Source organism: Methylobacterium sp. UNC378MF, assembly GCF_900103195.1.
Lineage (GTDB): Bacteria > Pseudomonadota > Alphaproteobacteria > Rhizobiales > Beijerinckiaceae > Methylobacterium.
The window spans coordinates 23,930-37,516 of record NZ_FMWU01000004.1 but is presented as its reverse complement, the minus strand read 5'-3'; the positions used below and the strand labels follow the sequence as shown (position 1 = coordinate 37,516).

Genomic DNA, 13,587 nt, shown 5'->3' with positions numbered 1-13,587 from the left:
GCCGGTTCAGCCGGCCCGCCACTATGCCGGCGGTACCGAGGCGGCGGTCAAGCCGGACCGCGTCCGGCCAAGCGTGGCGCCCCCACCCGCGTCGGCCTAGGATGAATCAGATTCGCGTGAGACGGCCGCCAGCGGGCCGGTCGGAGATCCCCATGGCCCTGACAGCATCGCGCTACGGCAAGGAACGGGTTCGCGTGCTGCGCTTGGCCCGCGACGGCGACCATCACACGCCGCGTGAGCTGACGCTGTCGGTGATGCTGACGGGACGCTTCGATGCGGCCTGGACAGACGGTGACAACCGTGCCTGCATCGCGACCGACAGCATCAAGAATATCGTCAACGTTACGGCGGCGCGGAATTTGACGCTCGACGCGGAGGCCTTCGTTGCCGCGGTCGCGCGGGTCCTGCTCGATACCTATCCTCAGGTCGAGACCGTCGCGATCGAGGCTGAGGAGATTCGCTGGCTGCGCCACGTGATTGCGCATGCGCCGCACAACCATACCTTCACACGCGACGGGAACGGCACGGGCTTCGTGGCGCTCGCCGCCAGCCGGGCCGGGTCGACGCTGAAGTCCGGCTTGCGCGGCTACACCTTCATGAAGACCACGCAGTCGGGCTGGTCGGATTTCGTGGCGGACCAGTACCGGACCTTGCCGGACACGACCGACCGCATCGCCGCCACCAGCATGGATGCGACTTGGACGTGGCAGTCGCCACCCTCCGATTACGGCGCGGCCAACGCCCATGTCCTCGCGACGCTGCTGGCCGTCTTCGGGTCGACCTATAGCCGCGGCGTTCAGGACAGCATGTACCGTATGGGCGAGGCCGCCTTGGCAGCCGTGCCGGAACTCGCCGCAATCGGCTTCGTCATGCCCAACAAGCATTACCTGCCCATCGATCTCACGGCCTTCGACCTCGACAATCCCGGAGCCGTTTTCCTGCCCACCGACGAACCTTACGGCCGCATCGAGGCGACGATCAGTCGGAGCGGCTGACGCGCCGCCACGAAGGGAGGGCATCATCGACGCCTCCCGCCCTGACGGTCCGGGGGCTGCCTCGCCAGATCTCATGTCCTCGACCGCGGGAGGCCGGACGCTCATTGCAGGGTGCAACCGGAGGTCAGCAGCCTTCAGGAGTGCGCTGGCCGTATACAACGCAGGATCGAGAGGGCACACAACCTACCTTGGGTTGGTGCAATCTGAAGATGAGATCTTCGCGTTTATTGGATCACACCATACAATCCGGCATGAACTCCGACGACCCTGCAACGGTCATCCGTCTTAACGCGGGTGAAACGCTAGGCCTCTATCAACGGCCGCAATCATCCAGGGTATCGACAGATGCCCGACGTCGTTCAAATCAAAGAACAGCGTCTGGACAACAGAAAAGCTTGATCTGATCGGTATGGTGCGCGCTTCGGCCGCATCCCGGTTGCGGTATGCGGAGGGATCGATGTTCGAGGGGCCTAGGGCTCGGAGGGATCAGGCTGCCAAGCTCGCAGCCTTGAGTCGGTCCCTCGCCACTATCGAATTCGCGCTGGACGGCACCATTCTCGACGCAAACCCGAACTTCCTGGAATCCATGGGCTATACGCTCGAGGAGATCCGGGGCCGGCACCACAGCCTGTTCGTCGACCCGGGCGAGCGGGAGAGTGAAGGCTACCGGCAATTCTGGGAGAGCCTGAAGCGCGGCACTTTCGCGAGTGCCGAGTACAAGCGCCTCGCGAAGGGCGGCCGAGAGGTCTGGATCCAGGCTTCCTACAACCCGGTGCTCGACGCTGGCGGGAGGCCGGTGAAGATCGTCAAGTTTGCGACCGACATCACGGCCCAGAAGCTGCGCGCGCTCGATCTTGAGGGGCAGATCCGCGCCCTGCACCGCTCGCAGGCGGTGATTGCCTTTGACCTCGACGGCACCATCGTCACCGCCAATTCTAACTTTCTCGACGCTGTCGGTTATTCGCTGGACGAGATTATCGGGCGGCACCACAGCCTGTTCGTCAGCGAGGCTGAACGCACCAGTGAGGCCTACCGCCTGTTCTGGGCTGCCCTCGCGCGCGGCGAATTCCAATCCGGCGTGTTCAGGCGCACCGGCAAGTTGGACCGCGAGATCTGGATTCAGGCGACCTACAACCCGATCACCGATGCGGACGGAAAGCCGGTCCGGGTGGTCAAGTTCGCGACCGACATCACCGCCCAGGTTCATGAGCGGCAACAGCGCGCCTCCGCGCAGCATGCCATCGCCAGAGACCTGGATGCCATCGGTGACGCCGTCGCCGATGTGACCCGGCAAGCGGACGCGGCGGTCGCGCGTGTGGCCCGTGTGTCGGGCGACATTCAATCCGTCGCGACCGGCGCGGAACAGCTATCCGTCTCGGTGGACGAGATCAGTCATCAGGTCAGCCACGCGGCAGAAATGGCCGGACAGGCCGTCGAGCAGGCGCAGCGCACGGGTCAGATCGTGACGGGCCTCAGCGCTCAGGCCACGCAGATCGGCGAGGTTCTCGGCCTCATCTCCGGTATCGCCGCGCAGACCAACCTGTTGGCCCTCAACGCGACCATCGAGGCAGCCCGTGCCGGTGAGGCCGGACGCGGTTTCGCCGTGGTGGCCACCGAGGTGAAGACCCTTGCCGCCCAGACCGGCCGGGCGACAGATCAGATCCGCCTCCAGATCGCTTCGACCCAGTCGGCAACGCGCGAGGCCGTCGACGCCATCGACGCGATCCAGGGCACGATCCGCACCTTGAACGCCGTGTCATCCACCATCGCGGCGGCGGTGGAGGAGCAATCCGCCGTGATGCGGGAGATGTCCGGCAGCATGCAGACCGCCGCATCGGACGTCTCCGCGATTTCGGGCGGGATGAACACGATTGCGCAGGCGAGCGCGCGAGCGGACCAGGCGACACAGCAGGTTCGGGAAAGCTCGCGCGCCTTAGGCTGACGCGAACCGGTCGGCTCCTATCGCGCGGATCAGCCCGGCTCGCCGGGTTCATCCGCGTGATCGTCTTCGACCAAGCGCCCGATCCGCGGGACGAGCGGGAAGCGGATCGTGCAACGCAGGCCGTCAGGCTCGAAGGCGAGTGCGACGGCTGCGCTCAGCTCGTAGCCCAGCATCTCAGTAAGAACCTGCATGCCGAAGCCGCGCCGGGCCGGCTCCCTGACGCCCGTGCCACCCGATTCCTTCCAGATGAGCGTCAGGTCGCCGGGCGCCTGAGACACCCCGCCCGTGACGGCCCAGCTGACATCGACGCCGCCCTTTGAGAGGCCGAAGGCGCCGTGCTCGACCGCATTGCTGCAGAGTTCGTGGACCGCCAGAGCCGCCAGCTGCGCGGCCTTCGGCCTGAGGCGCACGGTCGGCCCCTCCAGCGCCGCCTGCTCGCCTTCCCGCACGAGGTGGATCATCAATTCGTCGGAGATCAGCGTGTGCAGGCTGACCTCCCCGAAGATGTCCGCCGCGACCCGCACCCGCGCAATTGCGTCCAGCCGGCCTTCCAGGTGCGTCGCGTAGCCGTCGACGTTCTCGGCCGTCTCGGCCGACTGGCGCAGGACGGCCCGAAGCATCGCCAAGGTGTCACGCATGCCGTGACGCAGACCGTCCGACGTCCCCGCTTCATCCAGGAGGCGGCGCAGCCGCGCATTGTCCGCTTCGAGCTGCGCGAGACGCGCGGCCGTTGCTTCAGCCTCTGCCATGTTCGCTCTCTCAGCGCTGAAAGCCGGGAGGATTCGTTCAGATCAGATAACGTGCAAAGCCCCCCGCGCAGCCTCACGAGCGCGACATTTTTGCTTAACCGAGCCGCTCAATCCGTTTGACACTCCCGAAGTGCATGCCGGCCGAGACAGCGCGATCAAAGGCACTGTCAGCGCCACAAGGCCCACAGGCTCTCAAGTCAAGCAAACATATCTTGTCGACACTAAAAATATTTGACCGATAAATTATCTCTTAAATCCCGTTTAGTATTTCAATTACACCGTCTATTTTGAATATCCATACAGAAGACAGCAATATATACAAATCGTGATAGGAAACTGAAGCGATTGACAATCCAGAGATCCCTTTGATCCATGGATTTGATCGCGCTATGCGTGCAATCACGGCAGGGCAGAATCGACTTCCCGCATCGCAAAGGTTATGCGGTATGAAACTATTTGGTCAAAAGATCTGTCTTTCGATGATCGTCAAAAACGAGGCGCACGTTATTCGCCGTTGTCTCGCCTCTGTACGACCCATCATCGACCATTGGATCATCGTGGATACCGGTTCGACTGACGGCACGCAGGATGTGATCCGGGCTATCATGGCCGATATGCCGGGGAGGCTCGTGGAACGGCCCTGGGTCGATTTCGCCCACAACCGCAACGAGGCGCTGAGGCTCGCGCGCCCGCACGGCAGCTACTCGCTGATCATCGATGCCGACGACGAACTGCTGATTCCGGCCGGTTTCGTTCTGCCGAAGCTCAACGCGCCCGGCTACGATTTCACCATCATCGACGGACCAACTACTTATAGTAGACCGCAATTGGTCAGCAACAAATTTAATTGGTACTATCGTGGCGTGCTGCACGAATTTCTCGACTGCCAGGAAAGATCGTGGCGCGACCCGTTGCCGCTATCGATGCGGCGGGGCGAAGATGGCGCCCGGCATCGCGACGAGACCACCTACAAGCGCGACGCGGCCATCCTCGAGAAAGCTTTGACCAAGGAGAAGGACCCGCTTCTGATCGCACGGTATACTTTTTATTTAGCTCAGAGCTATCGAGATTTCGGCGAAGCTCGCAAGGCACGCGATCTGTACTTGAAACGCGCCGATCTCGGTTACTGGGACGAGGAGGTCTATATCAGCCTCTTCAGCGCGGGACTTCAAATGGACAAGCTCGGCGAGCCCGATGAACGGGTGCTGGCCGTCTATGATCGGGCGATTTCGATCTGCCCCAATCGGGTGGAGGTCCGTTACGCAGCCAGCCGCTATTGCAGGCAGACCGGTCAGCACATCGCCGCCCTGAACTATGCCGAGGCGGGCCTGGGCCTGCAACTGCCGGCCGATGGTCTGTTCCTGCAACCTTGGATGTACTACTACGGCATTCAAGACGAGTATGCGGTCGCCTCCTACAATACAGGACAGTACCGCGCGTGTCTATCGACCTGCCTCGGCATTCTCGATCGAGCCGATCTGCCGTCCGACGTCCGTTCGCGAATTGTCGCGTTGTCGCGAGAGGCGCTCGTGAAGATGCTGGACCCGGTGTGGGGGTTCAATCAATCGGCCTATCGGTCGGAGTTCATGCCGCTGTGGCAACTCTGACGAGGCTGAGCCGGCCCCGGCGGGATCCGCGGCGCGCATGAAAAGCTGAGCGGTAGGGCGACCTACGCCGCTGCCCAGGGGGCCTCCCATACGCCTGATGCCGGGCCCGGCCCCAACCTTTGTCCCGATCTGACTAACCGGCGAACGACCCCTCGCCTAACCATGACCGAAGGTGATTTGCAGGAGATGCATGCGTGGCGGAGAGAAGCTTGGGAAAGGCGGGTCGGCTGAAACGGCTCTGGCCGGGGCGCGCCCTGGCCCTCCCGCCGGCACCGCGACCGCCCCGGTCCATCGATCTCCCGGAGCAACCGCCGCTGCGTCGTCTCACGGCATCGGAGTTGATCGCCATGGCGCGACGAGCCCGAGCCGTGTCGGCTGAAGGGGATCCGGCAAAACCGACGAACGTTTCCTAAGGTCCGCTGCATTCTTTCGGGAGAATTCTCATGGGGTTGGTGGCCTTCATCGTCTTCGTGTGTCCATGGATGGGCGTCGCCGCCCTGTTGTGGCTGCGGGCACAGCAGGCCAAACCGCTCTGACCTCTCGACGGTCACGACGGCTCTCGCCACGTTCATCCGCCGCGGCCTCTCCGCGGAAACCTCTGCTAAAAATCCTGGCATCGGATCGAACGGCCTGCGACGCCGCTCGTCCCTGTAACGTGCCCTCCGATACGGCAGCGGCATGCCAGTTCATGCCATCCGCAATTTGACGGACGAGACGCGGATTGCCGGTCCTGAACAGTGCGCGCCGTCTCGTGCACCTCCACGGCTCGCCGGTGCGCTATCCCGGGATCGCGCAACGGCGCGTCGCGCGTAGCCGTCACGGCCGATCGCCTTAAGCTGGATTGGTAGAACCGAATATCCGTTTAATATCGCACAAGATTTTCCTTTGATAATGTTTGCGAACTGAAGCGGGCACTTATAGACAAAAGAACATGTAAAAAGATATGATCTTGATGTGCGTCGTCGACGATGGATTGATTTCTTGCCATCCGAGTGATAGGACGCGGTCGGTATCTTTTCTGGAAATTTTGGTGAATGGCGTTTGCTTTCCCTTGTTACAAGACAAAGAAAGATGTGAGACTCAGAACAATCCTTATCGGTTTCTCGGCGGCCATCTTCTGTCTACCGGTCGGAATTGGGATGGTCTCGGCGCTTCAGCTCGGCGTGATCGACGCTGCGAGCCGGACCGCGGCCGACGAGATCAAGGCCGTCATTCTACTCTCCACCATGAAGCAGACGAGTCACGAGCTTCGGGCGCTCGCCATCCTGGCGCAGGCTGCGCCGACCGGAGAGGCCGTGCGCGAAAGCAACGAGCGGACGATCAACGCACAGGAAGCTTTTTCGGCAGCGTGGAGCGCCTATGTTCCAACCGCGAAGTCGGAGGGCGAGTGGAAGCTGGCGCAGCGCCTTGCCGAGGCGTGGCAGCATTTCATCGCCGTTGAGGCCGAGGCGGCGGCGCTCGGTCGCGCCGGTGAGCGCGACCTCGCAGACCGGGTCCGGGCCGCGGTGCTCCCCGTCGAGGCGGCAGCCTTCACACAGGCGGTCGATGCGGTGCTGAGATATCGTCAGGCACGGGCCGCCGAGCAGGCCCAGGGCATCGAAGCAGCCGGCACGACATCCCGGCTGACGCTCATGGCCGCAATGTCCGTCGCGGTTGTGGTCGCGCTAGGCCTGGTCCGACTCCTCCTGCGCGGCGTCGTGCACCCGATCGCCGCGATGGCCCAGGCTCTGCAGGGTCTGGCCGACAACGATTCCACCGTCGCGATCCCGTCCGAAGCGCCGAGTGTCGAACTCGGTGCTATGGCGGCTGCAATGAAGGTCATCCGGGAGAGCATGCGGCACGCCGATGGTCTCAAGGCGGAGGCTGCTCGGCTGCGTGCTGAGGGGGTGCGTCAGCGCCGCAATGCGGTCCATGCGCTGATAGAACAGTTCGAGGCTAAGGTCGGCGGCATCGTTGGCACCGTTGCATCCGCAGCAGCAACGCTGCGCGGCAAGGCCGATGGAATGAGCCGGGCGGTCGGCGAGGCCGCGAGCCAGTCGGCGGCTATGGCCGTCGTCGTCGAGGAGGAGCAATCCCGTGTCCGCCGGATCGCCGCCGCTGCCGGCGAGTTCGGCGCGGCGATCGGTGAGGTCGCGCGCCAGGCAGAGATCACCGCGGCCGCGGCGGGCGCCGCAGCGGCGGAGGCGGATCAGACAACCCTCCAGGTACGAGCGCTCGGCAGCGCCGCAGACCGGATCAGCGACGTGATGCAAATCATCGCCAAGATCGCCGCACAGACCAACCTTCTCGCCCTCAATGCGGCGATCGAGGCAGCGCGGGCCGGTGAGGCGGGCCGCGGTTTCGCGGTCGTGGCCGCCGAGGTGAAGACGCTGGCCGGTCAGACCAAGCAGGCCACCGACGCCATCGGCCGACACGTGACCGAAATTCAGGACTCCGCCGCCGAGGCGGCGTCGGCCATCGCGGGCATTACCGCGCGGGTCGAAGATATGAATCGGGCTGCGACCGCCATCGCTGCCGCCGCCGAACAGCAGGATTCTGCGGCGCGGGCGATAGTGCAGACTATCAGGCAGGCGGCAGACGGTACGGACGAAGTCGGCACCCGCATCGCGGGCGTCGCCGAGGCGGCCGGGGTGGCCGACATCACGGCGACCGATGTCATGGCCGCGGCAGGCAGCCTGTCGCAGGACGCCGAGCGTCTGGGTGAGGAGATTGCCGGTCTTCTTGAAAGCCTCCGCGCCGCTTGATTCCTGGCGCGACGACGAGGGTGGGTCTACCATCATGAGCCGGATCTCCTGGGGGAGTAGCAGTCGCCAGATCTTGAGCAGGATCGGAAGCGCAGCCCTCGTCCTCGCCCTCACGATCTGCGCGAGGCCCGCCTCTGCGACTACCATCGCCATCCTGATGATCCCGCCGACCGCTCAGACCCGGCTCCTGCATGACGGCCTTGAGGAGCACGCGCGCGCGCGCAACGTCTTGGTTCATGTTGCCTACGCGCGCGAGGGCGCGGGCGACCAGCAGGTCGGGCAGGCCCGGCGCTTCATCGCCGAGAAGGTCGACGCGCTTGTCGTGATGCCGGCCGACCCGTCGGCCGGTGCCGTGATCACCCGGCTGGCCCAGGAGGCGGACATCCCGCTGGTTTACGTCAACAACTGGCTTGGCGCAGACTGGTCTGCCGGACGGGTCGTCTTCGTGATGCCGAACGACCTCGTCGCAGGGCGTCTACAGATGCGCAAGCTCGCCCAGATGCTGAACGGGGTCGGGCGCGTCGCGCTCATCGGGGGACACGCGTCTCATCCCGGATCGGCGCTCCGCACCAGGGGTGCGAAGGAGGTCATGGCGGAGTTTCCAGGCCTGCGACTGGTCGCGGAAACCATTACGGACGGAGACCGGCTGACGGCGAGGTCGGCTGTCACCGGCTGGCTTGCCAAGGGCATCCGCATTGATGCGATCGCCGCCACCAACGACGAGATGGCGATCGGCGCCGCCGAGGCCATCGCGGCCGTGGGTCTCCCGGCGGGGCGGATCCTTATCGGCGGGGTGGACGCCACCGCCGACGGCATGCAGGCGATGCAGGAAAAGCGTCTCGCTGTGACGATCTACCAGGACGCGGCCACCCAGAGCCGCCGGGCGATCGACGATGCTCTGGCGCTGATCCGGCACGAACCGGTGCAGCAATATGATTGGATGCCGTCCGAATTGATCACGGACCGGATCTCGACCACCCATTTCTCCCGTTGAGCAGATTCGAGGGACGGTCAGTCTCCGACGGTGGCAGCCATCCTACAGAAGCTCGGACGCCCAGGGCGGGGCCGCTGAGGAGCTGGGGCGGCGGGCCTTCCCGTGCCGGATGGCTCAGGGCCACCTGGGCATCGCCGTCAGCTCATCAATGCGCCATCAGGCAGCAGATGGTGCTCGCCGCCAGAATGCTCCGGGTGGCACCTCCGAAGGCCCATTCCTGCAGGCGTGAATGGCCGTAGGCGCCCATGACGATCAGGTCGGCCTGCTGCTCATGGGCAAATCGCAGGATCTCCGCTCCGTCGCTGACCGTTGCGGTCAGAAGGTGCGTGGTCGCTGCGGCCCCGTGGAGAATCAGATGGGCCGCGACCTCCTCGGCGCCTTCGAGTTGCGCGTCCTCTCCGATCGTGACCAAGAAGACCCGGTCGGCGGATCGCAGGAACGGCAGGGCTCCCGACACCGCCCGCCTCGCCTCGGGCGTGTCCTTCCAGGCGACGACGATGCGGCGGCCGGGTTCTCGAGAAGTCTCGGGCGGAACCACCAGGACGGGCCGTCCCGCTTCCATCAAGACCGGCCCGAGTGCCACGCCGAATGGGCTGGGGTCGATCTCGGTCTCGGCAGTGCCGCCGACGACGAGCAGGTCGGCCGCCCGGCCCCTTTCAACGAGATGTGCGAAGGGTCGGTCGGTGCCGCCAGACCATGCCGTCCGCGGCGCCGCGCCGGCGCAGCGGGCGAACACCGCCTCCACCCGCTCTAGTTCCTGCAGGATCTTCGCTTTGGTGCGCTCGTACTGGGCCTGCGCGTCGCGGATGTCGTGGGCGAAGAGCGGCGCCGGCACCTCGGCGGCGGCCGCTCCGGTCAGCGTCGCATCGAAGCGGCGCGCCAGGGCGGCCGCGAGCCGCACGCGGTCCGCCGCCGCCTCGGCGAAATCCACGGACACCAGAATGTTGGCGTAGGACATGGCGGTCTCCCTGCGGCGCGTCACCGGGCCGGTACGCGGCAATGTTGCTGCCGGTGTCAATCGCAGCCTTGACCCAGCGCAATCGCGACGGCGGTCGCCATGCGGGGTTCGCGGAGATGGGGTTGAGCTGAATCAATGTGCCACAGGCCGACCTGCAGCAGAGCGGGCGAACCCGTCCTCTGGAGAACGCGATGTCCGCCCTCGAGCTGCCGAGTGCAGTCAATCTTGCGCGTGCCCAATTCGCGCTGACCGTCGTCTGGCACTTCCTGTTCCCGGCTTTCACGATCGGGCTCGCGAGCTATCTCGCCGTGCTCGAAGGCTTCTGGCTGCGCACCGGAAAGGCCGTCTATCTGGACACGTTTCGCTACTGGCTCCGCATCTTTGCGGTCGCCTTCGCGATGGGTGTCGTGTCGGGTCTGGTCATGAGCTACCAGTTCGGCACGAACTGGTCGGTCTTCGCCGACCGGACAGCGCCGGTTCTCGGCCCGCTGCTCGGCTACGAGGTGCTCACCGCCTTCTTCCTGGAAGCCGGCTTTCTCGGCGTCATGCTGTTCGGCCTGGAACGGGTCGGCAAGCGGCTGCACTTCCTGGCGACCTGTCTCGTCGCCATCGGCACCCTGATTTCCGCATTCTGGATCCTGTCGGCCAATTCCTGGATGCAGACGCCCACCGGCCACGTCGTCGGGCCGGACGGGCGCTTCAATCCGGCCGATTGGTGGGCGATCGTCTTCAATCCATCCTTCCCCTACCGGTTTGCCCACACGGTCACGGGGGCCTACCTCACCACCGCGATGATCGTCGGCGCCGTGGGCGCGTGGCACCTGCTGCACGACCGGGACAATCCGCGGGCTCGGCTGATGTTTTCGATGGCCATGTGGATGGCCGCCGCGGTGGCTCCGGCCCAGCTGGTGATCGGCGACCTGCACGGCGGAAATTCCTACGAACACCAGCCCGCCAAGGTCGCCGCCATGGAAGGGCATTTCGAGACGGAGCGCCGTGCCGCCGCGATCCTGTTCGGCTGGCCCGATGCGGAAGCCGGCTTGGTGCGGGACCGGATCGGCATCCCCGGACTCGCCAGCCTCTATCTGACCCATGACCTCGACGGCGAGGTCCGCGGGCTCAAGGACGTGCCGCGTGACACGTGGCCGACCAATCTGCCCCTGGTGTTCTGGTCGTTCCGGATCATGGTCGGACTTGGCCTGTTGATGATCGCCCTCGGCGTCGCCGGCCTGTGGTTGCGCCATAAGGGACGACTCTACGACGCGCCCTGGCTACATCGCTTCGCTGTCGGCATGGGCCCATCCGGGTTGATCGCCGTCACGGCCGGCTGGACGGTGACGGAGGCGGGCCGGCAGCCCTTCACCGTCTACGGCGCGCTGCGCACCATCGACAGCGTGTCGCCGGTGGCCGCTCCGGCGGTCGCCGCCTCTCTGGCGGCCTTCGCGGTGGTCTACCTCGCGGTGTTCGGCGCAGGCATCTGGTTCCTCCTGCACCTGTTCAATCAGGCGCCGCACGCCCACGAGCCCGGGCCGCCTCCGGGCCAGCCGATCCGCACTGCCGGCATCACGCCCGCCCCTGCCCTCGTCGCCGGCGCGCAGGATGCCGGCCGTCCCCTCGCGCAGCCCGCGGAGTAGCCCCGATGTCCCTCGATCTCACACTCATCTGGGCGCTGCTCATCGCCACCGCGGTCTTCCTCTACGTGGTAATGGACGGCTTCGACCTCGGTGTCGGGATCCTGTTCCCCGCCGTCCGCGGGAAGGCGGAGCGGGACGTCATGGTCAACACCGTCGCGCCCGTCTGGGACGGTAACGAGACCTGGCTGATCCTCGGCGGCGGCGGCCTGTTCGCGGTGTTTCCGCTGGCCTACGCTACGATCCTGCCCGCGCTCTACATGCCGCTGATCCTGATGCTCCTGGCCCTGGTCTTCCGCGGCGTCGCCTTCGAGATGCGCTTCCGGGCGGCCTCGCCGCGCAGCCAGCGCACCTGGGACCGGTCCTTTTCGTGGGGCAGCTACGTGGCGGCTTTCTGCCAGGGGATCTGCCTCGGTGCCCTGGTCCAGGGCATCCGGGTCGAGGGCCGCGCCTACGCGGGCGGCTGGTGGGACTGGCTCACGCCGTTCTCCGTGCTGACGGGGGCCGCCCTGGTTGCCGGCTACGGCCTTCTCGGCGCCTGCTGGCTGATCTGGAAGACCGAGGGTGAACTCCAGCTCCGCGCCTACCGGCTCGCGCGTCGCCTCGGTCTCGTCACGCTGGCCTCCATCGTGATCGTCTCGGCCACGATGCCGATCCTCAGCGAAGCGTTCCGGGTCCGCTGGCTGGCCTGGCCGAATCTCGCGCTGGCGGCCCCTGTGCCGGCTCTGGTCGCGCTCCTGGCATGGCGCTTCTTCGTCGCACTCGATCGACGCGCCGAAGTGACGCCGTTCCTGTACGCGCTGGGGCTGTTCCTGATGTCGTATATCGGGCTCGGGATCAGCCTGTGGCCGATGATCGTGCCGCCGGCGATTTCGATCTGGGACGCTGCCACCCACCCGAGCAGTCAAGCCTTCCTCCTTGCCGGCGCGGTGGTGCTGGTACCGATGATCCTGATCTACACCGCCTACGTGTACTGGCTGTTCCGCGGTAAGGTCGCGGCGGGAGCGCCGGGCTATCACTGACTTTGCGGTTCGCGGCACCCTGAAGAAAAGGGATCGGCGCGCTGCGCCGGTCCCGCTCTATTGCGGAGAACAGGATATCGTGCACGTCCGAGACTTGGGCCGACCCTGCTGCTAATCCGAGTCACCGGCCTGCATGAGCATTGTCGATGAACCGCGCGACATCGTCGGCGACCGAAAATTCGAGGCTGAACGGAAACGCCATTGCATGAACAATCTGTCCATGGCCAAGGCCTGGATAGATCTTCATTGTTTCGCTCCCGCTGGAGGCCAGCAACTCTTTGTTGAGCGCCAGAGTTCCGGCCGGATTGACGTCGAGATCCGCCGCGCCGGCGGCCAGCAGCATCGCGGGATGCGTTCCCGAGGCATGATGGATCGGCTGCAGGGCCGGATCGCTGCCGACGAAGACCTGGCGGTCCAGCGGGTCGGTCAGCGCGGAACTCGTGTAGGGGCCGGCCAGCCCGACGATGCCGGCGAGCTTTGCCGCGCTTGAACCGGCCTGTTCGAGCCATGTCGGATCGAGTCCAAGCATCGCCGCGGCCCAGGCGCCGGAGGAATGCCCCACGACGACGACGCGACCGGGATCACCGCCATACTGCGCCGCGTGTGCGATGGTCCAGGCGACGGCAGCGGCGTTGTCGGTCAGGATATCCGGCAGGCTCGCCCTCGGGACGTGGCGATATTCGGGGATGACCGCCACGAAGCCCCGCCGGGCGAAGGCGGCCCCGATATAGGCGACCTCCTCCTTCGACCCAGTCCGCCATCCGCCGCCGTAGAGAAACACCACGACCGGACATGGACCCGCTGCGGCCGGCCGATAGACATCCGCACGGTGCTCGATCCCGTCGGCGTAGGCGATGCCGGTGTCTACGTGGACTTCGAGCGGCGCGAGGGCGTTCAAGACCGCAAGGGTCAGGCCGACGATCGTGTCACCCAGATAGCTCAGCA

10 protein-coding genes are annotated in these 13,587 nt (G+C 65.5%); 7 read left to right on the top strand and 3 right to left on the bottom strand.

The annotated features are described in order from the left end of the window. Positions 1-152 precede the first annotated feature (152 nt). Together pucL and BLT59_RS05300 are read left to right on the top strand one after the other, a co-directional pair. A complete protein-coding gene (pucL, locus tag BLT59_RS05305; protein ID WP_091777256.1) occupies positions 153-995 on the top strand; it encodes a factor-independent urate hydroxylase in 843 nt (280 codons plus the stop codon). A gap of 457 nt (positions 996-1,452) precedes the next feature. Continuing rightward, positions 1,453-2,937 carry a methyl-accepting chemotaxis protein gene (locus BLT59_RS05300; protein WP_091777254.1) on the top strand — a complete coding sequence of 495 codons (1,485 nt, stop codon included), beginning with the start codon at positions 1,453-1,455 and terminating at the stop codon, positions 2,935-2,937. A 29-nt stretch (positions 2,938-2,966) separates the two neighbouring features. On the opposite strand, the gene BLT59_RS05295 is transcribed toward BLT59_RS05300, so the two are convergent. After that, positions 2,967-3,686, bottom strand: coding sequence for a sensor histidine kinase (locus BLT59_RS05295; RefSeq protein WP_091777252.1), 720 nt, complete (start codon positions 3,684-3,686; stop codon positions 2,967-2,969). 479 nt (positions 3,687-4,165) lie between these two features. Here BLT59_RS05295 and BLT59_RS05290 point away from each other — a divergent pair, with 479 nt between their 5' ends. The 3 genes from BLT59_RS05290 to BLT59_RS05280 all read left to right on the top strand — a co-directional run bounded on the left by BLT59_RS05290 (position 4,166) and on the right by BLT59_RS05280 (position 9,031). Further along, positions 4,166-5,293: a glycosyltransferase gene (locus tag BLT59_RS05290; RefSeq protein ID WP_244513855.1), complete on the top strand. Its 1,128-nt coding sequence runs from the start codon at positions 4,166-4,168 to the stop codon at positions 5,291-5,293. 1,034 nt (positions 5,294-6,327) lie between these two features. Then, entirely contained in the window at positions 6,328-8,037 is a 1,710-nt protein-coding gene (locus BLT59_RS05285; protein ID WP_091777248.1) for a methyl-accepting chemotaxis protein, read from the top strand. Between the two features lie 73 nt (positions 8,038-8,110). Then, entirely contained in the window at positions 8,111-9,031 is a 921-nt protein-coding gene (locus BLT59_RS05280) for a substrate-binding domain-containing protein (RefSeq protein WP_244513854.1), read from the top strand. Between the two features lie 145 nt (positions 9,032-9,176). On the opposite strand, the gene BLT59_RS05275 is transcribed toward BLT59_RS05280, so the two are convergent. Continuing rightward, positions 9,177-9,989, bottom strand: a complete 813-nt coding sequence (locus BLT59_RS05275; protein ID WP_091777244.1) for a universal stress protein — start codon at positions 9,987-9,989, stop codon at positions 9,177-9,179. Positions 9,990-10,180: 191 nt separating this feature from the next. Between BLT59_RS05275 and BLT59_RS05270 the strand changes: the two genes are divergently transcribed. Both BLT59_RS05270 and cydB read left to right on the top strand, forming a co-directional pair. After that, complete coding sequence (locus BLT59_RS05270) at positions 10,181-11,623, top strand: cytochrome ubiquinol oxidase subunit I (RefSeq protein WP_091777243.1); 1,443 nt, start codon at positions 10,181-10,183, stop codon at positions 11,621-11,623. A gap of 5 nt (positions 11,624-11,628) precedes the next feature. After that, positions 11,629-12,642, top strand: a complete 1,014-nt coding sequence (gene cydB, locus BLT59_RS05265) for a cytochrome d ubiquinol oxidase subunit II (protein WP_091777241.1) — start codon at positions 11,629-11,631, stop codon at positions 12,640-12,642. A gap of 121 nt (positions 12,643-12,763) precedes the next feature. Here cydB and BLT59_RS05260 read toward each other — a convergent pair whose 3' ends face one another. Next, complete coding sequence (locus tag BLT59_RS05260) at positions 12,764-13,540, bottom strand: alpha/beta hydrolase (protein ID WP_244513853.1); 777 nt, start codon at positions 13,538-13,540, stop codon at positions 12,764-12,766. Positions 13,541-13,587 lie beyond the last annotated feature (47 nt).